Origin of the sequence: Streptomyces sp. NPDC096205 (assembly GCF_044763135.1) — a bacterium.
GTDB lineage: Bacteria > Actinomycetota > Actinomycetes > Streptomycetales > Streptomycetaceae > Streptomyces.
The window spans coordinates 62,589-86,022 of sequence record NZ_JBIWFS010000002.1 but is presented as its reverse complement, the minus strand read 5'-3'; the positions used below and the strand labels follow the sequence as shown (position 1 = coordinate 86,022).

The window sequence follows — 23,434 nt, the reverse complement described above, 5'->3', positions numbered from 1 at the left end:
GCCGCCTGTGGAGCGCGTCACACTGCGAATCGCGTTCGCAAAATCTTCGCGTTTACCCCCGGGGAAACCGGGCAGAAGAATATGGGCGACTAAGTTCGAGTGAATTCAGTGAATTGCCTGGGAAATGAAATCTGCATTCAGACGGCGGAACGCAGCGCGGCGAGACTCGCCCGGACGGCCTCTTCGCTCGCACAGGCCCCGTAGTGGTTGACCCGGATCATCTCCGCGGCCAGCGCGCCCCCGCCCGCGGCGAGCGGCACCGACGGATCGGCCGCCAGCGCCCGGGCGACGACCTCCGAGGCGACCAGCCCGTCCCGCACTCGCAGGGTGGTCGCCACGGGTGCCGCGTCCCGCACCTCGTACACGTACGGCTCCAGGCCCGGCAGGCCGGCCACGCCCTCGCGCACGGCCAGCGCGGCCTGCCGGTGACGGGCCATCACCGCGTCCAGGCCCTCGGCCTCGATGCGCTCCAGGCACGCCTCCAGTGCCAGCATCTCCAACTGCGCCGGGGCGTGCAGCAGGGCCTTGCGGCCGGCGTCGACCCAGCGCTCCTTCCAGTCCAGCAGGGACAGGTACGAGCGGCGCGGCGCCCTCGGGTTCGCCGCCATGCGCGCCCAGGCCCGCTCGCTCACCGACACCGCCGACACACCCGCCGGGCCGCCCATCGCCTTCTGCGCCCCGATCACACACAGGTCCACGCCCCACGCGTCCGGCAGCACCGGCTCCGCGCCGACCGAGGCGACGGCGTCCAGGTAGAACAGCGCGCCCTGCTCGCGCACCACTTCACCGATCTCCGCGACCGGGTTGGTGTTGCCGGTCGCCGCCTCCGCGTGCACCAGCGACACGAAGTCGATCTCCGGGTGGCGCCGGAACGCCTGCCGGATCTGCCCGGCGGTCACCGCCGTATGGAACGGCACGGCCAGGTCGATCACCGTGGCACCGCAGTCGCGCAGCCAGTCGCCGAACGTCTGCCCGTAGGGGCCCGTGATCACGTTCAGCGCGGTCGTGCCCGGCCCCGCCGTCCCCCGGATGGCCCCCTCCAGCGGCAGCAGCGCCTCACCCTGCATGATCACCACGTCCTGGCGGGTATGGAGGAGGCGTGCCACCCGGTCCTCGATCGAGGCGAACCGGGCGGCGCTCAGCGGAGCGAGGTCCAGGAAGGGGTGGGTCACAGCAGTGCTCTCTTCACTCAAGGGGCGGCTGCGGTCGAGCCTAGGTCACCGCCCACTCCTCGGGCCGGACGGCCGCTGTGTGGGCCGGACGGCCGTTTTCTTAGGCCGGACAGCCGTCGCACCATGGGATTGATTTGAGACCCTCAAACATCTCCTTATAATCGGAACGCACAGTTCCCTACCAGGAGGTCCACCCGTGAACACCGTCCTCGGCCGCCGGGCCCGCGCCCTGGCCGCCATCACCGCGACGGCCGGGCTGGTCCTCGTGGCCGGCTGCACCTCCTCCGACGACGGCGGCAGCGGCAAGAAGACCGCCGCCGGCGGGGTCGAGCTGGTCAAGGCCGGACAGCTGACCACCTGCACCCACCTGCCCTACCCGCCCTTCCAGTCGGAGATCGACGGCAAGGTGCAGGGCTTCGACGTCTCCCTGATCGACCTCGTCGCCGACGACCTCGGGGTGAAGCAGCAGATCCTCGACACGCCGTTCGAGAACTTCAAGACCGGCGCCTTCCTCAACTCCGGCGAGTGCGACCTGGCCGCGGCCGGCATGACCATCACCGCGGAGCGCAAGAAGAACGTCGACTTCTCCGACCCGTACTTCGACGCCACCCAGGCCGTCCTGGTCGACAAGAAGAGCGGCATCAAGTCCTTCGCCGACCTCAAGGGCAGGAAGGTCGGCGCCCAGGCGCAGACCACCGGTGAGGACTACGCCAAGAGCAAGGGCCTCGACCCCGTCTCCTTCGAGTCCTCCGACGCCGTCATCAACGGCCTGCGCACCGGCCAGGTCGAGGCCGTCGTCATCGACTACCCGGTCGTCCAGGGCTGGCTGAAGGACAAGGCCAACGCCGCCGCCTTCCAGGTCGCCGAGCAGATCAACACCGGTGAGCAGTACGGCTTCACGGTGAAGAAGGGCAACGCCAAGCTGCTCGCCGCGATCAACAAGGCGCTCGCCGAGGCGAAGTCCGACGGCACGTACAAGAAGCTGTACGAGCAGTGGATCGGTCCGTACGACGAGTCCGCCGCGTCCCCGGCCGCCTCCTGATGACCGCTGCGGACACCGAACTCCAGCCGAAGAAGAAGGGCCTGACCAGGCGCCAGAAGCGGCGCCTGTCGCGGGCTGCGCAGTACGTCGTCTTCGTCGCGGCCCTGATCGCCCTCGCGGTCGGGGCGGACTGGGACCGGCTGCAGAACCAGTTCGCGCAGAAGGACGTCGCGCGGCAGATGTTCCCGGACGTCATCACGCTGGCGCTCAAGAACACCGTGCTGTACACCGTGTCCGGGTTCGTCCTGGCCCTGGTGCTCGGACTGGTGCTCGCGCTGATGCGCCTGTCGTCCGTCGGGCCGTACCGCTGGGCGGCCGGTGTCTACATCGAGATCTTCCGCGGCCTGCCCGCGCTGCTGATCTTCATCTTCATCGGTGTGGCGGTCCCGCTGGCCTTCCCGGGCACGGAGATCGTCGGCGGGACGTACGGCAAGGCCGCCCTCGCGCTCGGCCTGGTCGGCGCCGCCTACCTCGCGGAGACCTTCCGGGCCGGTATCCAGGCGGTGCCCAAGGGGCAGCTGGAGGCGGCCCGTTCGCTTGGGTTCTCGCCCGCGCGGGCGATGGTCTCGATCATCATCCCGCAGGCCTTCCGGATCATCCTGCCGCCGATGACCAACGAGTTCGTCATCCTCTTCAAGGACTCCTCCCTCGTGCTGCTCCTCGGTGTCACGCTGGAGGAGCGCGAACTGTCCAAGTTCGGCCGGGACCTGGCCAGCACCACCGCCAACTCCACGCCGATCCTCGTCGCCGGCCTGTGCTACCTGCTGGTGACGATCCCGCTCGGCTTCGTCGTCCGCCGTATGGAGGCCAAGGCCCAGGAGGCCGTGAAATGAGCCGACCGGAGATCCAGGTCAAGGATCTGCACAAGTCCTTCGGGGACAACCAGGTGCTGCGCGGCATCGACCTGGAGATCGGCCAGGGCGAGGTCGTCTGCGTCATCGGCCCCTCCGGCTCCGGCAAGTCCACGCTGCTCAGGTGCGTGAACCTGCTGGAGGAGCCCACCAAGGGCCAGGTCTTCGTCGGCGGCACCGAGGTCACCGACCCGGACGTCGACATCGACGCCGTGCGTCGCCGGATCGGCATGGTCTTCCAGCAGTTCAACCTCTTCCCCCACCTGACGGTGACCGAGAACCTCACGCTGCCCCAGCGCCGGGTGCTGCGGCGGGGCAAGGCGGAGGCGGCCAAGGTTGCCGCGGAGAACCTGGAGCGGGTCGGCCTCGCCGAGAAGGCCGACGCCTACCCGTCCTCCCTCTCCGGCGGCCAGCAGCAGCGCGTCGCCATCGCCCGCGCGCTGGCCATGGGCCCCGAGGTGATGCTCTTCGACGAGCCGACCTCGGCGCTCGACCCCGAGCTGGTCGGGGACGTCCTCGCGGTCATGCGCATGCTGGCCCAGGAGGGCATGACCATGATGGTCGTCACCCACGAGATGACCTTCGCCCGCGAGGTCGCCGACCGGGTCGTCTTCATGGACGGCGGCGTGATCGTCGAGGACGGCGCCCCCGAGCAGGTCATCACCCGTCCCCGGCACGAGCGCACCCGCCACTTCCTCTCCCGCCTGCTGGACCCCGCGATGGCCCAGGTGGAGGAGGAGACCAGCGACCAGGTGGGCAAGACCGACTGAACCGTCCGGCCGCCTGACAGGAGCCGCCCCTCTCAGCGAGGTGGGCGGCTCCCGTCGTGCGGGAGTGCCTGACTAAGGTGCCGTTCATGAGCGAACGCGCGGTGCTGCACGTGAAGGGCCGGATCCTGGTCGGCCCGGAGGACGTCCGGGACGAGCTGTGGGTCGTCGACGGACGGATCTCCTACGACCGTCCCGCCGGCGCCCGTGAGGTGCGCGAGGTCGAGGGGTGGGCGCTGCCCGGCCTGGTCGACGCGCACTGCCATGTGGGCCTGGGCGCGCACGGCGTGGTCCCCGAGGAGGAGGCCGAGAAGCAGGCCCTCACCGACCGCGAGGCGGGCACACTGCTGATCCGCGACGCGGGCTCGCCCTCCGACACGCGCTGGACCGACGCCCGCGAGGACCTCCCGAAGATCATCCGCGCGGGCCGGCACATCGCCCGCACCCGTCGCTACCTGCGCGGGTACGCCCATGAGATCGAGCCCGCCGACCTCGTCGCGTACGTCGCCCAGGAGGCCCGGCGCGGCGACGGCTGGGTCAAGCTGGTCGGCGACTGGATCGACCGCGAGGTGGGCGACCTGACCGCCTGCTGGCCGCGCGAGGCGGTCGAGGCGGCCATCGCGGAGGCCCACCGCCTCGGCGCCCGCGTCACGGCCCACTGCTTCGCCACCGACTCCCTGCCCGACCTGGTCGAGGCGGGCATCGACTGCGTCGAGCACGCCACCGGCCTCACCGAGGACCTGATCCCGCTGTTCGCCGAGCGCGGTGTCGCGATCGTGCCGACCCTCGTCAACATCGCGACCTTCCCGCGGCTCGCCGCCGGCGGCGAGAGCAAGTTCCCCCGCTGGTCCGCCCATATGCGCCGGCTCCATGAACGCCGCTACGACACCGTCCGCGCCGCCTACGACGCCGGCATCCCGGTCTACGTCGGCACCGACGCCGGCGGCTCCCTCCCGCACGGGCTGGTCGCCGAGGAGGTCGCCGAGCTGGTCACGGCCGGCATCCCCGCGCTCGACGCCCTCGCGGCGACGACCTGGTCGGCCCGGAGCTGGCTGGGCCGGCCCGGCCTGGACGAGGGCGCCCCGGCCGACCTCGTCGTCTACGAGACGGACCCGCGCGCGGACGTCCGGGTGCTGGCGGCGCCGCGGCGGGTGGTGCTGAACGGGCGTGTGGTGAGCTGACGCGACGTTACCGGCGGGCAGGGACGTCGTTGTGCACTCCCGCGCGTGTGCTGACCGATCGACCTGCGAGTTCACTCCTCGGGCGCCTGAGGGTGACGGCCGGGAACACCCGTACCGGACGAATCGAATGCATGGCCGGAAACCCCACGATGGGGTGAAGTGACGCTGGATCGCTGCCCGTTCACTCTCCGTGCGTAATTCTTGCGGGGTCCCACAGCACGTCTCCTCTGGGGGTCCCACAGTGAACGGCACGAACGTCCGTATGCCCGCACGCAGATGCGCCGCCGCCGCGGTCGCCACGGCCCTGGCCGCAGGTCCCGCGGCCCTGGCCCACGCGACCCCCGACCAGGGTCGCGCGAGCGCCGTCGTCCTGCGCACCGGGCTCGACGTGGCCCTGCTCGACAAGACCGTGAACGTCCCGCTCGCGGTCTCGCTGAACGAGGTCCAGGCACCGCGGAGCGCCGAGAAGTCCACCCTGACCGTCGAGCTGGACGGCGTCGACGGCGGACAGCCCGTCAGCGTCCTGAGCGCGGAGGTGGCCGAGGCCAAGGCCACCGTCGACGCCGGGAAGGCCGAGGGCCGTACCCGCCTCGCCCACGCCCGGCTGCATGTCCCCGGTCTGCCCCTGCTGTCCCTGATCGAGGTCGAGGAGGTCACCTCCAGCGCGGTCTGCGAGACCGGGAAAGCGCCCGTCGCCGAGGCGAACGTGCTCGGCACGGTGACCGTCCTCGGCAAGCGCGTCACGCTGACGGCGGGCGGGCCGACGGAGGTGAACGTGCCGGGGGTGGGAGACGTTCGCCTGGACCTCTCCCAGCGGCGGACGACGTCCCGCACGGCCGCCGCGACCGCCCTCGAACTGACCGTGTCGGTGAACCCGTTGAAGCTGAACGTGGCCGAGGTCGAGGGCACCCTGACCCTCGCCAAGTCCACTTGCGAGACGCCGCCGAGCCCTGCTTCCGCGCCGCCGGTCGAGCCCCAGGGCGGGCACGAGGAGCCGGGGCTCGCGGAGACGGGGGGCAGTGCGGTGACGCCGTACGTGGCGGCCGGTGCGGTGGCGCTCTGCGTGGTGGGCGGGGGAGTGGTGACGGTGACGCGGCGCAGAAGGGGCTGAGGCGCGTCCTTCGGCTTCCCGCCGTCTCGCCGCTGTGGTTGCTCGCCGTTGGCGGCCTTCCCGCCGTCTCGCCGCTTCGCGGCCGTTCTCCCACCCGCGCACCGCCCGTAGAACTCCGCCGAGAGGCTTGGCTCTCCCCCTTCGGTTGCGCGCCGTCGGCGGCTGCCCCGCCGTCGTGGTCACTGCTGGTGCCTGCCCGGGCGACATGCCCCCCGGGCTCGGCCTTCTTGGCCGTGGGCATAGGTCGGGGGTCCAGGGGGCGGAGCCCCCTGGGGCTCAGCTCAGAGCGACCCGGAGCGCGTCCAGGAAGTCGGACACCGTCGCCCGGTCCCGCACAGCGACCCGCAGCCAGTCCGGGTCGAGGCCGGGGAACGTGTCCCCGCGCCGGACCGCGTAGCCCAGCTCGCGCAGACGGGCACGCACACGCGTCGCGCCAGGGACCCGGACGAGCACGAAGGGACCCTCCGGCGGCCCGGCCACGCGCACCCCCGCCGCGGCGAAGGACTCCAGCCCCGCCAGCAGATGGGCCCGGTCCGCCGCGACGCGATGCGCCGCATGGGCCGCCTCCGCGAGGGCCTGCGGGCCGACACACGCCTCGGCGGCGGCGAGCGCGGGGGAGGACACCGGCCACAAGGGCTGCGCCCGCTCCAGCTCGGCGATCACCTCCGGCGCGGCCAGCACGTACCCGATGCGCAGCCCGGCCAGACCCCAGGTCTTGGTCAGGCTGCGCAGCACCACCAGCCCCGGCACGTCGGTCCGCCCGGCCAGCGCCTCCCGCTCACCCGGCACGGCGTCCATGAACGCCTCGTCGACCACCAGCGTCCGCCCCGGCCGGGCCAGCCGTACCAGGGTCTCGGCGGGGTGCAGCACCGAGGTCGGGTTCGTCGGGTTGCCGACCACCACCAGGTCCGCGCTCTCCGGCACCAGCCCGGGATCCAGCCGGAACCCGTCGGCCTCCCGCAGCAGCACCCGGTCCACACTGTGCCCGGCGTCCCGCAGCGCGGCCTCCGGCTCGGTGAACTGCGGGTGCACCACCACCGGTCGCCGCACCTTCAGCGCCCGCGCCAGCAGCACGAACGCCTCCGCCGCCCCGGCCGTCAGCAGCACCCGCTCGGGCCCGACCCCGTGCCGCGCCGCGACCGCCGCCCGGGCCGCCCGCCCGTCCGGGTACGCCGCCAGACCGGCCAGCGACCCGGCGATCACCTCCCGCAGCCAGGCGGGCGGCGTGTCCGCGCGGACGTTCACGGCCAGGTCCACCAGACCCGAGCCGTCGTCCCGGACCTCCGCGTCCCCGTGGTGCCGCAGATCGTGCCCGGCACCCTCCTCAGTGCGCATGCGCGTGCCCACCGTGGTGGTGATGCCCATGGCCGTGGTGGTGGTGACCGTCGTCGTCCGGGTGGAAGTGCGGCTGCTGCGGCAGCCCCACCTTGTCCTCGAAGCCCGGCAGTGCGATCCGGTACACGCACGAGTCGCAGTTCATCCGCAGATCGCCCTTGACCGCCTCCCGGTACCGCTCCATCACCAGGTCCAGCAGCTCCGGCTCGGGACCGATGACGTCCGCCGACCGCACCTCAAGCTCCGGGTGCTCAGCGGCCCAGGCCTGCGTCTGCTCCCGCACCCGGTCCGGCAGGATGCCGGTGAACAGGAAGTAGGGCAGCACGACGACGCGCCGCGCCCCGAGCTTCGCGCACCGGTCGAGGCCGCCGGGCACGTCCGGCGCCGCGAGCGACACGAACGCCGTCTCCACGCCCGCGTACCCGCGCCCCTCCCACAGCAGCCGCGCCGCCTTGTGTACCTCGGCGTTGGCGTCCGGGTCTGTGGAGCCGCGCCCCACCAGCAGCACGGTCACCTCGCCCCGGTCCCAGTCGCCGAGCACCTCGTCCAGCCGCCGCTCCAGCACGCTCAGCAGCGCCGGGTGCGGTCCGAGCGGACGGCCGTAGGTGTACGAGATCCCGGGGTGCCGCTCCTTCTCGCGGGCCAGCGCCGCCGGGATGTCGCCCTTGGCGTGCCCGGCGGACACCAGCATCAGCGGTACGGCCGCGAACCGCCGGACGCCCTGCTCGACCAGCTCGGTCACCGCCTCGCCCAGCGGCGGCGGCGACAGCTCGATGAAGCCGCCCGCGACGGGCAGTTCGGGGTGGCGGCGGCCGAGCTCCCGTACGAAGTCGCGGAAGGCCTCCGCTCCGGCGTCGTCCCGGGTGCCGTGTCCGGCGATGAGCAGGGCGGGCGGCGGGGTGGTCACAGGGTCTCCTTCGACTGCGAAACGGGGTGGTACAGCAGGGCGTTGAGGGCGGCGGAGGCGACCGCCGACCCGCCCTTCTCGGACACGTTGCTCACGGCGGGCAGGCCGCTCTCGCGCAACGCGGCCTTGGACTCGACCGCGCCGACGAAACCGACGGGCAGGCCGATGACGAGCGCCGGGGCGGCGTCCAGGGTCAGCAGCTCCTCCAGCGCGGTCGGCGCGTTGCCGATCACCCAGAGGGCGCCGGGGCCGACCTGCTCGAAGGCGAGCCGGATGCCGTGCGCCGAGCGGGTCAGCCCCGGCCCGGCCACGCCGTCCTTGAGCCGGCAGACGGTCTCCCGGCGGGTGATGCCCGCGCCGACCATCTCCACGTCCACGACGACGGGCGCGCCCGCGTGCAGCGCGGCATGCGCCTTCTCCAGCTCGCCCTCGTCCATGACGAGGTCGTCCGCGTACTCCAGGTCGGCGGCGGAGTGGATGACCCGCTCCACCACCGCCCGGGTCAGCGGCGGGAAGTGCGAGGTGTCCAGCCGGGCGCGCAGCCGGCGGTAGGACTCCTCCTCGATGGGGTGGACGACACGGTTCACCGGGCGGCCTCCTGCCAGCGGTAGCCGCGCGGCGTCACCATGCGCCCCGCGATGTTCCGGGTCGCGGTGTTGCCGACCGTCACGACGGTCATCATGTCCACCCACGCCGGGTCGAGTTCGCCGAGCGAGGTCACGCGGCTCGACTCGTCCGGTCGCGAGGCCTGGCGCACGACACCGACCGGCGTCTCGGGAGCACGGTGCTCGGCGAGGATGCCGAGCGCCTTCGGCAGCTGCCAGTCACGGCCCCGCGAACGCGGGTTGTAGAAGGTGACGACGATGTCCGCCTCGGCCGCCGCCCGCACCCGCCGCTCGATGACCTCCCACGGCGTGTGCAGGTCGGACAGGCTGATGGACACATGGTCGTGGCCCAGCGGCGCGCCCAGGATCGCCCCGGCCGCCAGCGCGGCCGTCACCCCCGGCACCCCGAGCACGTCGATGTCGTCGGACGCTTCCGCGAGCGCCGGGGACGCCATGGCGTACACGCCCGCGTCACCGCTGCCGATCAGCGCGACCGCCTGCCCCTTGCGGGCCTCGGCGACCGCCGTGCGCGCCCGCTCCTCCTCGGCACCGAGGCCGGACTCCAGGATCCGGGTACCCGGCCGCAGCAGATCGCGGATCTGGTCGACGTACTGGTCGAGGCCGACCAGCACCGACGCCCGGCGCAGCTCCGCCTTCGCCCTCGGGGTGAGCAGGTCCCGCGCGCCGGGGCCCAGCCCGACCACCGCGAGCCGCCCGCGCCCCGGACGTCGTACGACGGCACAGGTCGCCATCGCGGGCAGGCCGTCAGCGCGCTCCGACTTCCGCTTCGGCACGAGGAGTTCGCCTCCGCCGACGAGCGCCGCCGCCTCGGCCACCGACGGCGTGCCCACGGCCGCGAGCGGCGCGTCGGACGGGTTCGGCACCGTCACGTCCGCCAGCTTCTCGGCCGGGTACGTCACCACCGGCACCCCGAGCCGCGCGGCGGCCCCGACGATGCCGGGCTCCTCCGACTTGGCGTCCACGGTGGCGAGTTCGGCGATGCTACGAGGGGACAGGCCCGCGTCCTGAAGCGTGCGCGAGATCAGCCCGAGGACCTCCTCGACCGGCGCCCCCTTGGAGGCGCCGACCCCGACGACCAGCGTCGGCGGACGCAGCCACACCTCCCCGGCGGCCGGTTCGCCCGCACGGTCGGTCACCCGCACCCGGTGGGCGCCCTCGGCCCCCAGCGGCAGCGGGGGCAGCGGCCACGCCACCTCCGTCTCCAGGGCGACCGGCTCACCGTCCAGCAGCGCCCGGGTCACCGCGGCGACATCGCCCTCGTAGGGCAGGCCGAGGGTGTCCAGGCCGGGGATGCCGACCGCGTCCGTCGCGGTCGTCACCACCGGCTCGGCCGCCAGCGACTCGCCGACCTCGCGGGCCAGTTCGTTGGCGCCGCCGCCGTGCCCGCCGAGCAGGGCCACGGCGTACCGCCCGCCCTCGTCGACGCACACCACACCCGGGTCGCTCGCCTTGTCGCCCAGCAGGGGCGCCACGAGCCGGACGACCGCGCCCGTGGCCAGGAAGCACACCAACTGCTCGCACTCGGCGAACGCCTGCCGTACGGCGTCGGCGACGGGACCGTCGTACACCCGCGTCCGCTCCGGCCACGCCGCGGCCAGCCGGTCGCGCGCCGCCGCCCCCGCCGCGGTGGCGGAAATGAGGCCGATCACTGACGTACTCCTTCACTGAGGGCCGGGGGCCGCACGCCCCACAGCAGGAAAACGGGATTGGCCGCCGCCAGCCGGGTCACCTCACCCGGCAGGGGGGCCAGCCGCGACGACTGCAGCAGCACGCCGTCGCAGGTGAATCCGGCGCCGACGAGCGCCGCACGGGCCGCCGGCACCCGGTCGATCGCGGCCATGGCGACCACCACGGTCCGCCGCGCCCGCCGCGCGCACGCGGTGACCACGGCGGGCAGCTCACGCCCGCCGCCGCCCACGAACACGGCGTCGGGATCGTCGAGACGATCCAGTACGGTCGGCGCCGCCCCGTGCACCACGTGCACGTCCACGCCGTGCGCGGCCGCGTTGGCGCGCACCCGCTCCACACCGTCCGCGGTCTTCTCCACGGCCGTCACCGCCGCGCCCAGCCGCGCGCACTCCACGGCCACCGAACCGGAGCCCGCGCCGACATCCCAGACCAGGTCACCGGGCCGCGGCCCGAGCCGGGCCAGCGCCAGTGCCCGCACCTCGAACTTGGTGATCATCGAGTCGCGGTGTGCGAACGCGTCCTCCGCCAGCGCCCACCCGGCGGCCGGCAACGGCAGCCCCGCATGCGCGCGTACGGGACCCAGCGCGCGCCGCTCGTCCAGGCACAGCACGACACTGACCGCCGTGCCCCAGTCGCGGGCGGCGGCCTCGGCGGGCGTGACCCGCTCCAGCCGCTCCTCGGCGGAGCCCAGCGCGGTGGCGACGACCAGGACACGGTCGTACGCCCGCAGCGCGGCCCCGAGTTCGGCCGGTCCGGCACCTGGCCCGGTGAGCACGGCGACCTTCGGGTACGCCCGGCACATGTTGACCGCCGTACGCGGATCACGCCCGTGCGCGCTGACCACCACGGCGTCCTCCCACGGCAGGCCGGCCCGCGCGAACGCGGTCGCCACCGAGGACACGCCGGGGTGTACGTCCAGCAGCTCGGGGCCGAACCGCTCGGCCAGCGCCCGCACGATCCCGAAGAACCCCGGGTCGCCCGAGGCCAGCACGACGACGGACCGTTCCTTCTCGACGTACGCCGCGACGGTGTCGAGGGCCGGCGCCAGCGGGCCCAGCACGAGCCGCTCGGCCGTCTCCGGCAGCGTGACCGCCTCCAGATGCCGCCGGCCGCCCACGACGAGTTCCGCACCGGCCAGGACGCCCGCGGGGACGGGCTGCCCGACGACCGTGATCACGTGGAGGCACCCCGCTCGCGCAGGGCCCTGCGGGCCTCGGGGTCGGCCTTGCGGTAGCCGTGGAAGTGGCCCGGGTGGTACAGGTGCGAGCGCGTGCCGTGCGCGTCGAGCGCCGGGCCCACCAGGAACAGCGTGTGCTTCCAGAGCTTGTGCTCCTTGACCGTCTCCTCCAGCGTGCCGATCGTGCACTTCACGACCAGCTCCTCCGGCCAGGTCGCCTGGTAGGCGATGACGACCGGCGTGGCCGTCGGATAGCCGCCCTCCAGCAGCTCCCGCACGAGCTGGCCGCTGCGGGCCGCCGACAGGAAGATCGCCATGGTGGTGCCGTGCTTGGCGAACTCGCGCACCTCCTCGCCGGGCGGCATCGGCGTCTTACCGCCGCCCAGCCGGGTCAGCACCACCGACTGCGCCACCTCGGGGATGGTCAGCTCGCGCTGCGCCAGCGCGGCCACCGCCGAGAAGGACGACACGCCCGGCACGATCTCGGTCTCGATGCCGATCTCGGCGCACCGGTCCACCTGCTCCTGCGTGCCGCCCCACAGGGCCGGGTCGCCGGAGTGGATACGGGCGACGCGCAGGCCCTCCGTACGGGCGCGCCGGTACACGGCGACCACGTCCTCCAGGGACATCTGGGCGGAGTCCAGGATCTCCGCGCCCTCGCGCGCGTGCTCGAGGACCTCCGCCTGGACCAGGCTCGCCGCCCAGATCACGACGTCGGCCTCGGCGATCGCGCGCGCGGCCCGGAACGTCAGCAGATCGGCGGCGCCGGGGCCGGCACCGACGAAGGTCACCTTGCCGGTGGGGGCATCGGCCATGGGAATCGGTCCTCTCCTACGTGTTACTGCGGTTGCTGCTGCTGGATGTGCGCGGACGCCGGTCGATCCGCTACCAAGGGGCCATGGCGGTCCTTGTCGCGCTCGGCGCGTTCCTGATGACGCTGGCCGGCGGCTGGACGGCGGGCCGTGTCACCGACCGCCGTCACCTGGTGCTGGGCCTGGCCGGGGGCCTGATGCTGGGCGTCGTCGGCCTCGACCTGCTGCCCGAGGCGCTTCAGGCCGCGGGCGACGAGGTGTTCGCCGTACCGGCGGCCCTGCTGCTGTTCGTGGCCGGCTTCCTGTTCGCCCATACGGTGGAACGTCTGCTGGCGACGCGCCGCGCGGCTCACGGGGCCGCGCAGGAGCACGGGCACCGCGCGCCCGAGGTGGGCCTCACGGCCGCCGCCGCGATGGTGCTGCACAGCGCGATGGACGGCGTCGCGATCGGCGCGGCCTTCCAGGTGGGCGGCGGCATGGGAACGGCCGTCGCGGTCGCCGTGATCGCGCACGACTTCGCGGACGGCTTCAACACCTTCACCCTGACGACCCTGTACGGCAACGCCCGCCGCCGGGCGATCGCCATGCTGGTCGCCGACGCGACGGCACCGGTCGTGGGCGCGGCCGCCGCCGCGTTCGTCAGCATCCCGGAGCCCCTGCTGGGCGGCTATCTCGGCTTCTTCGGCGGCGCCCTGCTCTACCTCGCCGCCGCCGAGATTCTGCCCGAGGCCCACCACACGCACCCGGCCCGCTCGACGCTGCTGTGCACGGTCGCGGGCGCGGGGTTCATCTGGCTGGTGGTGGGCCTGGCCGAGTGACACGGGCGACGTCACAGCTTGCCGCCCCGTCCGCCGTCCCGCCGCGCGGGCGCGATCAGCGTCGACAGATAGGGCAGAGGCTCCTCACCAAGACCCGCGGCCGGGCGGATCGTCTCCTCGGGCAGCCCGAGCGAGGCACCCCACACGGCGTCCTCGATCCGCCCGCTCTCCCGCAGCGCCTCGGCGACCTCCGCGGCCAGCCGCCCGAACTTGTACGCCACCACCGTGCCCGGCCCGGCCAGCGCCTCCTTCAGCACGGCCGCCCCCGCGGTGACCGGCACCAGCGTCAACGGCTCGGTGCCCTCCGTCAGTACGGCGCCGGAACGCGAGGCGAGGTCCTGCATGGCGGTGATGCCGGGCACGGTCTCCACTGCGACGCCGGGCACGAGGTCGCCGATGGTCTGCGCGAGATAGGTGAACGTCGAGTACACATTGGGGTCGCCGATGGTGGCGAAGGCGACGGTGCCGTGCGCGCGCAGCAGTTCTGCGACCTTGTCGCCCGCCGCGTCCCAGGCGGCCTCCCGGCGCCCCCGGTCGGTCCGCTCGTTCAGCGCGAACACGACCCGGACGACCTTCTCCTCGGAGACGTAGTGCAGCACCGTCGCCTCGGCCCGCCCCCGCTCACCGGTGTCCATCACGGGCACGACCACGACATCGGCGGCCCGCAGCGCGTTGACCCCCTTGACGGTCACCAGCTCCGGGTCGCCCGGGCCCACCCCGACTCCGATCAGCCTGCTGCTCATGACGTCCGGCACCTCTCCACGAACCGACGGGCCACACCGGGCTCGGCCGCCCAGTGCGTGTGCAGATAACTCGCGTGCACACCTTGTTGTACGAAACCTTCGACGCGCTTCCGAGGGGCGCGCACCCCCCACGCCGGAGCCGCCCCGGCGCCCGGCTCGACGACCGTGCGATGGAACTCGTGGCCCCGCATCCGGGTCCCGGCGGCGGCCAGCACACTGTCCGACACAGCCACCGCGTCCCGATACCCGAGCGTGAGCCGCTCCGACATCCGCGCCCCGGCGTCCAGCACCCCGCACATCGGCTGCCCGTCCAGCTCCCGGCACAGATACAGCAGCCCGGCGCACTCGGCGGCCACCGGGGCACCGGACTGCGCGAGGGCCGCGACGGCCTTCCGCAGCGCCTCGTTGGCCGACAGCTCGGCGGCGTACACCTCCGGGAACCCGCCGCCGATCACCAACCCCCTTGTGCCCTCGGGGAGTTGCTCGTCGCGGAGCGGGTCGAAGGTGACGACCTCGGCTCCGGCGGCGGTGAGGAGTTCGGTGTGCTCGGCGTAGGAGAAGGTGAAAGCCTGCCCACCGGCAACGGCAATTCTCAGCCTGTCCGGCGATTGAGGACGAGGCCGTTCAGGCCGAAGCGGGGGTCCGGGGGCGGCAGCCCCCGGGGTCGGGACGGGAAGGGGCGGCGGGGGCGAAGAAGCCACAGCCTCAGCCGCGTCCCAAGCCGCACACGACAACGCCCCGGCACCCCGCGCCAGCGCCACCAGCGCCTCCAGATCACACCCCGCCGACACCTGCGCGGCCATCGCGGCGACGGCCTCCACGGCGGCAGCCCGCCGCTCGGCTGCCGGCACCAGCCCCAGATGCCTGGACGGCGTGTCCACCTGAGGAGCCCGCCGCAGAACGCCCAGCACCGGCACCCCGGAGGAGTCCAGGGCGTCCCGCAGCAACTGCTCGTGCCGGTCGGAGGCGACCTTGTTCAGGATCACGCCCGCGACCCGCACCTCGGGGTCCCAGGACGCGAAACCGTGCACCAGCGCCGCCACGGACCGCGACTGCGAGGACGCGTCCACGACGAGCACCACCGGCGCCCGCAGCAGCTTGGCGACATGAGCGGTCGAGGCCAGTTCCCCTTCCCCGGCCGCCCCGTCGTACAGCCCCATCACACCCTCGACGACCGCGATGTCGCACCCGCGCGCCCCGTGCAGGAACAGCGGAGCGACCAGCTCGGCCCCGCACAGGTAAGCGTCGAGGTTGCGCCCCACGCGCCCGGTGGCGAGCGCGTGATAGCCGGGGTCGATGTAGTCCGGCCCGACCTTGTGCGGGGACACGGCGAGCCCCCGCGCGGCGAGCGCGGCCATCAGCCCCGTGGCGACGGTGGTCTTGCCGCTGCCGGACGACGGCGCGGCGACGACCAGCCGGGGAACGGACACGGACGAGGAGGAGGACATCACAGGGTCACCACTCGATGCCTCTCTGGCCCTTCTGGCCGGCGTCCATCGGGTGCTTGACCTTGGACATGTCGGTGACCAGGTCGGCGAACTCCACCAGCTTCTCGGGGGCGTTGCGCCCGGTGATCACCACATGCTGGGTCCCGGGCCGGTTGCGGAGCACGTCGACGACCTCGTCGGTGTCGACCCACCCCCAGTGCATCGGGTACGCGAACTCGTCGAGCACGTACAGCCGGTACGTCTCGGCGGCCAGGTCGCGCTTGACCTGCTCCCAGCCCTCGCGGGCCTTCTCCTCGTTGTCCATCTGCGCGTCGCGCTGGACCCAGGACCAGCCCTCGCCCATCTTGTGCCAGTCGACGGTGCCGCCCTCGCCGGAGGCGCCGAGCACGCGCAGCGCGTTCTCCTCGCCGACCTTCCACTTCGCCGACTTGACGAACTGGAACACCCCGATCGGCCAGCCCTGGTTCCAGGCCCGCAGCGCGAGCCCGAACGCGGCCGTCGACTTGCCCTTGCCGATGCCCGTGTGCACCACGACCAGCGGCCGGTTCCTGCGCTGACGCGTGGTCAGTCCATCGTCCGGCACCACACTCGGCTGTCCCTGCGGCATTACGCGGCCCTCCTCGACGACGTCACGTTCTTCACCAGTCCGGCGATGCTGTCGGCCCGCAGCTCGTCCAGCGTCACGGCGGTCCCGCCCAGCTCGCCCGCGAGCTTCCCGGCGAGCCCGAGCCGCACCGGCCCCGACTCGCAGTCCACGACCACGGAGGCGACGCCGTCGGCCGCGAACAGCCCGGCCGCCTTCGAGGCGAGCAGCAGCGGCTCGGGCCCTCCGGTCGCCCGCCCGTCCGTCACCACGACCACCAGGGGCCGCCGCCCCGCGTCCCGCAGCCGCTCCACCCGCAGCACCTCGTGCGCCTTGAGCAGCCCGGCCGCCAGCGGCGTACGCCCACCGGTCGGCAGGGATTCGAGGCGGGCGGCGGCCGCGTCCACCGAAGAGGTCGGCGGCAGCGCGACCTCGGCGGCCGAGCCCCGGAAGGTCACCAGCCCCACTTTGTCCCGCCGCTGGTAGGCGTCGAGCAGCAGCGACAGCACGGCACCCTTGACGGCGCTCATGCGCTGCCGGGCGGCCATCGACCCGGAGGCGTCGACCACGAACAGCACGAGGTTGCCCTCACGCCCCTCCCGGACCGCCTGCCGCAGATCGTCCCGGCGCACCACCAGCCCCCGCCCGGAGCGCCCGCGCGCCCGCTGGTGGGGAGCGGCCGCCTGCACGGTCGCCGCCAGATGCAGCTTGGTCAGGGCGCCCTGCGGCCGCCGCGCACCGGTCGTCCGCCCGTGCGCGGTCCGCGCCCGCGAACGCCGCCCGGCGGCACCCTCACCGATCCCCGGCACGCTCAGCACCTTCGTCCGGAACGGCTCGGCGGCCCGTACGGCGGACTGCTCACCGGCGCCGGACGGCTGGGGCTCGCCGCCCTCACCGGCCTCCGGCCGCGCGGCGGTGTCCCCGCCCTCGGGCCCGGCGTCCGGGGACGGCTGCCCGCCGCCACCGCCACCGGGGCCGTCGGGGTCGGGGTCGTCGTCCGGGGAGTCCCCGGAGAACTCCTCCAGCGTCTGGTCCAGCTTGTCCTCGTCCAGGCCCGGCGCGTCGAACGGATTACGCCGCCTGCGGTGCGGCAGCGCGAGCAGCGCCGCCTGCCGGACGTCCTCGGCGAGCACATCGGTCCGCCCCGCCCACGCCGCCAGCGCGGTGGCGGTACGCGCCATCACGATGTCGGCCCGCATGCCGTCCACCTCGAAGGCCGCACAGGTCGCCGCGATCTGCCGCAGCGCCCCGTCGCCCAGCCGCACCTGCGGCAGCAACTCCCGTGCGGCGACGATCCGTTGCCGCACGGCGGCTTCCTCCTCGGCCCAGCGCGCGGCGAACCCGGCCGGGTCGTCGTCGTACGCCAGCCGCCGCCGTACGACCTCCACCCGCTGGTCGGGCTCCCGCGAGGCGGCCACCTCGACCGTCAGGCCGAACCGGTCCAGGAGCTGCGGCCGCAGCTCGCCCTCCTCGGGGTTCATGGTGCCGACCAGCAGGAACCGCGCGGCGTGCCGCACGGACACGCCCTCGCGCTCGACGTACGAGGCGCCCATCGCGGCCGCGTCCAGCAGCAGGTCGACCAGGTGGTCGTGCAGCAGGTTGACCTCGTCGACGTAGAGGATCCCGCGGTGCGCGTCGGCCAGCAGGCCCGGCTCGAAGGCCTTCACGCCCTCCGCGAGCGCCCGCTCGATGTCCAGCGCGCCGACCAGCCGGTCCTCGGAGGCCCCGACGGGCAGCTCGACCATGCGGGCGGGCCGCTCGGTGCCGGGGCCCGGCTCGTGCGGCCCGTCCGGGCAGGCGGGGTCGGGGGACGCGGGGTCGCAGGAGAACCGGCAGCCGGGGACGACCGGCACCTGCGGCAGCAGCGACGAAAGGGCCCGGACGGCCGTCGACTTGGCGGTGCCCTTCTCGCCGCGCACCAGCACACCGCCGACCGCCGGCGACACGGCGTTCAGCAGCAGCGCGAGCCGCAGATCGTCCTGGCCGACAACGGCCGTGAAAGGAAAGGGAGTCGTCACTGGTCGCCCTCCAGGTCGCCTTCGAGCTCCAGGTAGGTGGCCCGCAGCCGCTCCAGCGTCTCCGCGTCCGGCTCGGCCCACAGACCGCGCTCGGCCGCCTCCAGGAGCCGCTCGGTGATGCCGCGCAGCGCCCACGGGTTGGACTGCTTCATGAAGTCCCGGTTCTCCGGGTCGAAGACGTACTCGGCGCTGAGCTTCTCGTACATCCAGTCGTCGACCACGCCCGCCGTGGCGTCGTAGCCGAACAGGTAGTCCACGGTCGCCGCCATCTCGAAGGCGCCCTTGTAGCCGTGGCGCCGCATGGCCGCCATCCAGCGCGGGTTGACCACACGGGCCCGGAACACGCGGTGCGTCTCCTCGCCCAGCGTGCGCGTCTTCACCTGGTCCGGCGTCGCCGAATCGCCCACGTACGCCTCGGGGTTGGCGCCCGTGAGGTGGCGGACCATGGCGACCATGCCGCCGTGGTACTGGAAGTAGTCGTCGGCGTCGACCAGGTCGTGCTCGCGGGTGTCGACGTTCTTCGCGGCGACCGCGATCCGCTTGAACGCCGTCTCCATGTCCCCGCGCGCCGCCCGCCCGTCGAGCCCGCGCCCGTAGGCGTAGCCGCCCCAGACGGCGTACACCTCGGCGAGGTCGGCGTCGGAGCGCCAGTTGCGGGCGTCGATCAGCGGCAGCAGGCCGGCGCCGTACGCGCCCGGCTTGGAGCCGAAGACACGGGCCGTCGCGCGGCGCCGGTCGCCGTGCTCGGCGGTGTCCTCGTCGGCGTGGGCCTTGACGTAGTTCTGCTCGGCCGGCTCGTCCAGCTCGGCCACCTTGCGCACCGCGTCGTCGATCAGCCCGACGACATGCGGGAACGCGTCCCGGAAGAAGCCGGAGATACGGACGGTGACGTCGATGCGCGGCCGGCCCAGCTCGGCGAGCGGGATCACCTCGAAGCCGGTCACCCGCCGCGAGGCCTCGTCCCACACCGGACGGCAGCCCAGCAGCGCCAGGATCTCGGCGATGTCGTCGCCCTGGGTGCGCATCGCGGAGGTGCCCCAGACGGTCAGGCCCACCGACTTCGGGTACGCGCCGGTGTCCTGGAGGTACCGCTGGACCAGCGAGTCCGCCAGCGACTGGCCGACCTCCCAGCTCAGCCGCGAGGGAATCGCCTTGGGGTCGACGGAGTAGAAGTTCCGGCCCGTCGGCAGCACGTTGACCAGGCCGCGCGTCGGGGAGCCGGAGGGCCCGGCCGGGACGTAACCGCCGTCGAGAGCCCTGAGGATGTGCCCGATCTCGTCCGTCGTCCGGGCGAGCCGCGGCACGACCTCGTCGCAGGCGAACTCCAGCACCGCGACGGCCTCGGGGAGTTCGACCCCGACGACCTCGCGCACCAGCGCGGGCACCGAGGCCACGGCCCAGTCCCGGGCCTCCATGCCCTCGGCGAACCGCCGGCACAGCTGCTCCAGCAGGTCGATCGCGTCGGCGGCGGTACGGGACGGGCCCTCCACCAGGTCCGTCAGCTCCACCGGCACCTTCACCGGAGCACCCGGCTCGGCCAGCAACTCCTTCTCGACCAGCCCGAAGTGGGCGGCCAGCGCGGCCCGCAGGCCCGGCAGCGCGTTCGCCTGTCCGCCCCAGACCTGCGAGGCACGCAGCACGGCCAGCACCAGGTTCACCCGGGGCTCGCCGACCGGGCCGCCGCCCAGGATGTGCAGGCCGTCGCGGATCTGCACGTCCTTGATCTCGCACAGATAGCCGTCGATGTGCATGACGAACTCGTCGAACTCGTCCTCGTCCGGCTGCTCGTCCACATGCAGGTCGTGGTGCAGCTCGGCCGCCTTGACGAGGGTCCAGATCTGCGCCCGCACGGCCGGTGCCTTCGTCGGGTCCAGGTCGCTGACCAGCGCGTACTCGTCGAGGAGCTGCTCCAGCTTGGCCAGGTCGCCGTAGGTGTCGGCGCGTGCCATCGGCGGGACCAGGTGGTCGACGACCGTGGCGTGGCCGCGCCGCTTGGCCTGGGTGCCCTCACCGGGGTCGTTGACGATGAACGGGTAGATCAGCGGAAGGTCGCCGAGGACCGCGTCCGGGGCGCAACCGCCGCTGAGCCCGAGGCCCTTGCCGGGCAGCCACTCCATCGTGCCGTGCTTGCCCATGTGCACGATCGCGTCGGCGCCGAAGCTGTTCTCCAGCCAGCGGTAGGCCGCCATGTAGTGGTGCGACGGCGGCATGTCCGGGTCGTGGTAGATCGCGATCGGGTTCTCGCCGAAGCCGCGCGGCGGCTGGATCATCACGACGACGTTCCCGAACTGCAGGGACGCCAGCACGATGTCGTCCCCGTCGACGTACAGCGAGCCCGGCGGCTCGCCCCACGCCTCCAGCATGGCGTCCCGCAGCTCCGGGTCGAGCTTGTCGAACCACGCCCGGTAGTCCGCCAGCGGCACGCGTGCGGGCGCGGCGGCCAGCTGCTCCTCGGTCAGCCACTCCACGTCGTGGCCACCGGCGTTGATGAGCCGGTGGATCAGCTCGTCACCGTTGTCGGGGTGCCCCTCGACGACGTAACCGGCTCCCTTGAGCGCGTCCAGCACCCGCACCGCCGACGCGGGCGTGTCCAGTCCCACCGCGTTGCCGACACGCGAGTGCTTGGTCGGGTACGCGGTGAAGACCAGCGCGAGCCGTTTCTCCGCGTTCGGCTTGTGCTTCAACTGCGCGTGGCGTACGGCGATCCCGGCCACGCGCGCGGCCCGCTCGGGGTCGGCCCGGTACACCGGGACGTCGTCCGGGCCCTGCTCCTTGAAGGAGAACGGCACGGTGATCAGACGCCCGTCGAACTCCGGGATCGCCACCTGCATCGCGGCGTCCATCGGGGACAGGGCGGCGTCCGACTCGTCCCAGGCCCTCTTCGACGAGGTCAGGCAGAGCCCCTGCAGCACAGGGATGTTCAGATCGGCGAGGGCCCCGATGTCCCACGCCTCCTCGTCACCGCCGGCCGACGCCTGCGAGGCGTGCGTGCCGCCCGCCGCGAGGACCGTGGCGACCAGGGCGTCGGCCTGCCCGAGGATCTCGTACAGCCCGGCATCAGCGCCGCGCAGCGAACCGCAGTACACCGGCAGGGCGTTGGCGCCACGGGCCTCGATCGCGTCGCACAGGGTGTCCACGAACGCCGTGTTGCCGCTGAGCTCGTGGGCTCGGTAGAAGAGCACGCCGACGGTCGGGCGGCCCTCGACGAGAGCGCGCTCGCCGTGGACGCCGTACTCCGGCATCTTCTGCGGCGCGGCGAAGCCCTCGCCGGTCAGCAGCACCGTGTCGGACAGGAAGCGGGACAGCTCGACCAGGTTCTCGGGGCCGCCCTCGACCAGGTACTTCAGCGCCTCCGCCACGACACCCGCGGGCACGCTGGACTCGGCCATCAGCTCGGCGTCCGGTACGGCCTCGCCGCCCAGCAGCACGGTCGGGATGCCCGCCTCCTTCAGCGTGGCGAGCCCGTCCTCCCAGGCGCGCTTGCCGCCGAGAAGCCGTACGACGGCGATGTCCGCGCCCTGGACGAGCGCCGGCAGCTCGGAGGCGACGTCCACCCGGGTCGGGTTGCCGATCCGGTACGGCGCTCCCGAGGCACGGGCCGCCAGCAGATCCGTGTCGGCGGTCGACAACAACAACACTGTGCTCATGCGGGTGCTCCCGGTGGAATGAAAGGCAGTCCTTGTGGCGCGCCGGACTCGATGAGCCGCCACAGCGCGTCGGTGTCCGCGTGCTGTTCGATCAGGTCGCCGAGCCGGTCGAGCTGCTCCTCGCGCAGCGCGGCGAAGGAGGTGTCGGGCGCCGGCACGAAGCGGCGGCCCGCGGCGGCGGCGACCTCGCGCAGGAAGGCGCGCCGGAAGCCGTCGGACTCCAGCGAGCCGTGCCAGTGCGTGCCCCAGGTCTGGCCGACGCGGCAGCCGTCCAGGAAGGGCTCACCCGAGAGGACGGTGGCCACGCCGTGGTGGATCTCGTACCCCTCGACCGGTTCGCCGAGTGCCTCGCCGACCGGCCGGGTGAGGGTCTTCTCGCGGGCGAACCGCACCCTGACGGGGAGGACCCCGAGGCCGTCCACGTGACCGCGACGGCTCTCGACCTCGTCCTCGATGTGCTCGCCGAGGACCTGGAAACCGCCGCAGATGCCGAGGATCGGCCGCTGTTCGGCAGCCCTGCGGACGAGGGCGTCCGCAAGGCCCCGCTCGCGCAGCCACTCCAGCGCCCGTACGGTGCCCCGGGTGCCGGGGACGACGACCAGGTCCGCGTCGGCCAGCTCCTCCGGCCGGTCCACGAACCGCACCACGACGCCCGGTTCGGCGGCGAGCGCGTCCACGTCCGTGAAGTTGGACATCAGCGGGATCGCGCACACCGCGACGCGCAGGACGTCCTCGCCGTGCGGCGGGGCCACGTTCGACTCCCGGACCGTCCCGCGCAGGGACACCCGCAGCCCGTCCTCCTCGTCGATGCCGAGGCCGTGCTGGAAGGGCAGGACTCCGTAGGTGGGGCGCCCGGTGAGGCCGAGCAGCATGTCCAGGCCCGGCTCCAGCAGGGAGACATCGCCCCGGAACTTGTTGACGAGGAACCCCGCGACGAGCTTCTGGTCCTCGGGGGAGAGCAGAGCCACCGTTCCGAAGAAGGACGCGAAGACGCCCCCGCGGTCGATGTCGCCGACGACAAGCACCGGGAGCCCGGCATTGCGGGCGATCCCCATGTTCACGATGTCCGTCCGGCGCAGATTGATCTCGGCCGGACTGCCCGCACCCTCGCAGATCACCGCGTCATACGTGCCCCGCAACTCGGTGAGACACTCCAGCACCGTGCCGAGCAACTGCTGCTGCCGTCCGCCGTGATAGCCGCGCGCACTCAGCTCGCCGACCGGCTTGCCCAGCAGCACGACCTGGCTGCTCTGCTCGCCACCGGGCTTGAGCAGCACGGGGTTCATCAGCGCGGTGGGCTCCACGCGGCAGGCCTGGGCCTGCATGGCCTGCGCCCGGCCGATCTCGGCGCCTTCGCGCGTGACGAAGGAATTGAGGGACATGTTCTGCGCCTTGAAGGGCGCGACCTTGACCCCCTGCCGCACCAGCCATCGGCAGATCCCGGCCGTGACGACGCTCTTGCCCGCGTCGGACGTGGTGCCGGCGACGAGGAGACCCCCGCCCATGC

General features: G+C 73.2%; 19 protein-coding genes. 6 read left to right on the top strand and 13 right to left on the bottom strand.

Annotated features, from left to right (window positions below; translation table 11 throughout):
* Positions 1-137 precede the first annotated feature (137 nt).
* Positions 138-1,172: a pyridoxal-phosphate-dependent aminotransferase family protein gene (locus ACIQ6Y_RS06805; RefSeq protein ID WP_404033894.1), complete on the bottom strand. Its 1,035-nt coding sequence runs from the start codon at positions 1,170-1,172 to the stop codon at positions 138-140.
* Positions 1,173-1,368: 196 nt separating this feature from the next.
* Between ACIQ6Y_RS06805 and ACIQ6Y_RS06800 the strand changes: the two genes are divergently transcribed.
* The 5 genes from ACIQ6Y_RS06800 to ACIQ6Y_RS06780 all read left to right on the top strand — a co-directional run bounded on the left by ACIQ6Y_RS06800 (position 1,369) and on the right by ACIQ6Y_RS06780 (position 6,124).
* Entirely contained in the window at positions 1,369-2,214 is an 846-nt protein-coding gene (locus ACIQ6Y_RS06800) for a transporter substrate-binding domain-containing protein (protein ID WP_404033892.1), read from the top strand.
* Positions 2,214-3,047, top strand: coding sequence for an amino acid ABC transporter permease (locus tag ACIQ6Y_RS06795; RefSeq protein ID WP_404033890.1), 834 nt, complete (start codon positions 2,214-2,216; stop codon positions 3,045-3,047). The genes ACIQ6Y_RS06800 and ACIQ6Y_RS06795 overlap by 1 nt, the downstream gene beginning before the upstream one ends.
* A complete protein-coding gene (locus ACIQ6Y_RS06790) occupies positions 3,044-3,835 on the top strand; it encodes an amino acid ABC transporter ATP-binding protein (RefSeq protein WP_404033888.1) in 792 nt (263 codons plus the stop codon). The genes ACIQ6Y_RS06795 and ACIQ6Y_RS06790 overlap by 4 nt, the downstream gene beginning before the upstream one ends.
* 86 nt (positions 3,836-3,921) lie before the next feature.
* Positions 3,922-5,013, top strand: a complete 1,092-nt coding sequence (locus ACIQ6Y_RS06785; RefSeq protein ID WP_404033886.1) for an amidohydrolase family protein — start codon at positions 3,922-3,924, stop codon at positions 5,011-5,013.
* Between the two features lie 241 nt (positions 5,014-5,254).
* Complete coding sequence (locus ACIQ6Y_RS06780; protein WP_404033884.1) at positions 5,255-6,124, top strand: SCO1860 family LAETG-anchored protein; 870 nt, start codon at positions 5,255-5,257, stop codon at positions 6,122-6,124.
* A gap of 276 nt (positions 6,125-6,400) precedes the next feature.
* On the opposite strand, the gene cobC is transcribed toward ACIQ6Y_RS06780, so the two are convergent.
* Genes cobC through cobM form a run of 6 tightly spaced genes read right to left on the bottom strand, consistent with a single transcriptional unit; the run spans position 6,401 to position 12,673 of the window.
* Entirely contained in the window at positions 6,401-7,489 is a 1,089-nt protein-coding gene (cobC, locus tag ACIQ6Y_RS06775; RefSeq protein ID WP_404033882.1) for an Rv2231c family pyridoxal phosphate-dependent protein CobC, read from the bottom strand.
* Positions 7,449-8,366 (bottom strand): sirohydrochlorin chelatase, encoded by a 918-nt coding sequence (locus ACIQ6Y_RS06770; RefSeq protein WP_404033880.1) that lies wholly within the window; start codon positions 8,364-8,366, stop codon positions 7,449-7,451. Before ACIQ6Y_RS06770 ends, cobC begins: the two co-directional genes overlap by 41 nt.
* On the bottom strand, positions 8,363-8,953 hold the full coding sequence (locus ACIQ6Y_RS06765; protein ID WP_404033878.1) for a precorrin-8X methylmutase: 591 nt from the start codon (positions 8,951-8,953) through the stop codon (positions 8,363-8,365). Before ACIQ6Y_RS06765 ends, ACIQ6Y_RS06770 begins: the two co-directional genes overlap by 4 nt.
* On the bottom strand, positions 8,950-10,641 hold the full coding sequence (cobJ, locus tag ACIQ6Y_RS06760; protein ID WP_404033876.1) for a precorrin-3B C(17)-methyltransferase: 1,692 nt from the start codon (positions 10,639-10,641) through the stop codon (positions 8,950-8,952). Before cobJ ends, ACIQ6Y_RS06765 begins: the two co-directional genes overlap by 4 nt.
* On the bottom strand, positions 10,638-11,858 hold the full coding sequence (gene cbiE, locus ACIQ6Y_RS06755) for a precorrin-6y C5,15-methyltransferase (decarboxylating) subunit CbiE (RefSeq protein ID WP_404033874.1): 1,221 nt from the start codon (positions 11,856-11,858) through the stop codon (positions 10,638-10,640). The genes cobJ and cbiE overlap by 4 nt, the downstream gene beginning before the upstream one ends.
* Positions 11,855-12,673 (bottom strand): precorrin-4 C(11)-methyltransferase, encoded by an 819-nt coding sequence (cobM, locus tag ACIQ6Y_RS06750; protein WP_404033872.1) that lies wholly within the window; start codon positions 12,671-12,673, stop codon positions 11,855-11,857. Before cobM ends, cbiE begins: the two co-directional genes overlap by 4 nt.
* Before the next feature lie 83 nt (positions 12,674-12,756).
* Here cobM and ACIQ6Y_RS06745 point away from each other — a divergent pair, with 83 nt between their 5' ends.
* Positions 12,757-13,488: a ZIP family metal transporter gene (locus tag ACIQ6Y_RS06745; RefSeq protein ID WP_404033870.1), complete on the top strand. Its 732-nt coding sequence runs from the start codon at positions 12,757-12,759 to the stop codon at positions 13,486-13,488.
* Between the two features lie 11 nt (positions 13,489-13,499).
* Here ACIQ6Y_RS06745 and cobI read toward each other — a convergent pair whose 3' ends face one another.
* Genes cobI through ACIQ6Y_RS06715 form a run of 6 tightly spaced genes read right to left on the bottom strand, consistent with a single transcriptional unit; the run spans position 13,500 to position 23,432 of the window.
* The gene (gene cobI / locus ACIQ6Y_RS06740) at positions 13,500-14,231 is read right to left on the bottom strand and encodes a precorrin-2 C(20)-methyltransferase (RefSeq protein ID WP_404033868.1); all 732 of its coding nucleotides are present in this window, start codon (positions 14,229-14,231) and stop codon (positions 13,500-13,502) included.
* Positions 14,228-15,682, bottom strand: coding sequence for a cobyrinate a,c-diamide synthase (locus tag ACIQ6Y_RS06735; protein WP_404033866.1), 1,455 nt, complete (start codon positions 15,680-15,682; stop codon positions 14,228-14,230). Before ACIQ6Y_RS06735 ends, cobI begins: the two co-directional genes overlap by 4 nt.
* Before the next feature lie 4 nt (positions 15,683-15,686).
* Positions 15,687-16,286, bottom strand: a complete 600-nt coding sequence (gene cobO, locus ACIQ6Y_RS06730) for a cob(I)yrinic acid a,c-diamide adenosyltransferase (protein WP_404033864.1) — start codon at positions 16,284-16,286, stop codon at positions 15,687-15,689.
* The gene (locus ACIQ6Y_RS06725; RefSeq protein WP_404033862.1) at positions 16,286-18,280 is read right to left on the bottom strand and encodes a putative cobaltochelatase; all 1,995 of its coding nucleotides are present in this window, start codon (positions 18,278-18,280) and stop codon (positions 16,286-16,288) included. The genes cobO and ACIQ6Y_RS06725 overlap by 1 nt, the downstream gene beginning before the upstream one ends.
* Positions 18,277-21,927 carry a cobaltochelatase subunit CobN gene (gene cobN / locus ACIQ6Y_RS06720; RefSeq protein ID WP_404033860.1) on the bottom strand — a complete coding sequence of 1,217 codons (3,651 nt, stop codon included), beginning with the start codon at positions 21,925-21,927 and terminating at the stop codon, positions 18,277-18,279. Before cobN ends, ACIQ6Y_RS06725 begins: the two co-directional genes overlap by 4 nt.
* Positions 21,924-23,432, bottom strand: coding sequence for a cobyric acid synthase (locus ACIQ6Y_RS06715; RefSeq protein ID WP_404036307.1), 1,509 nt, complete (start codon positions 23,430-23,432; stop codon positions 21,924-21,926). Before ACIQ6Y_RS06715 ends, cobN begins: the two co-directional genes overlap by 4 nt.
* Positions 23,433-23,434: the final 2 nt, after the last annotated feature.

Excerpts from the sequence above, each read along its gene's own strand:
- cobO (WP_404033864.1), bottom strand. The coding sequence starts at position 16,286 with ATGCCGCAGGGACAGCCGAGTGTGGTGCCGGACGATGGACTGACCACG.
- cobN (WP_404033860.1), bottom strand. The coding sequence starts at position 21,927 with ATGAGCACAGTGTTGTTGTTGTCGACCGCCGACACGGATCTGCTGGCG.
- ACIQ6Y_RS06790 (WP_404033888.1), top strand. The coding sequence starts at position 3,044 with ATGAGCCGACCGGAGATCCAGGTCAAGGATCTGCACAAGTCCTTCGGG.
- ACIQ6Y_RS06795 (WP_404033890.1), top strand. The coding sequence starts at position 2,214 with ATGACCGCTGCGGACACCGAACTCCAGCCGAAGAAGAAGGGCCTGACC.
- cobM (WP_404033872.1), bottom strand. The coding sequence starts at position 12,673 with ATGGCCGATGCCCCCACCGGCAAGGTGACCTTCGTCGGTGCCGGCCCC.
- cobI (WP_404033868.1), bottom strand. The coding sequence starts at position 14,231 with ATGAGCAGCAGGCTGATCGGAGTCGGGGTGGGCCCGGGCGACCCGGAG.
- ACIQ6Y_RS06745 (WP_404033870.1), top strand. The coding sequence starts at position 12,757 with ATGGCGGTCCTTGTCGCGCTCGGCGCGTTCCTGATGACGCTGGCCGGC.
- cobC (WP_404033882.1), bottom strand. The coding sequence starts at position 7,489 with ATGGGCATCACCACCACGGTGGGCACGCGCATGCGCACTGAGGAGGGT.
- ACIQ6Y_RS06785 (WP_404033886.1), top strand. The coding sequence starts at position 3,922 with ATGAGCGAACGCGCGGTGCTGCACGTGAAGGGCCGGATCCTGGTCGGC.
- ACIQ6Y_RS06715 (WP_404036307.1), bottom strand. The coding sequence starts at position 23,432 with ATGGGCGGGGGTCTCCTCGTCGCCGGCACCACGTCCGACGCGGGCAAG.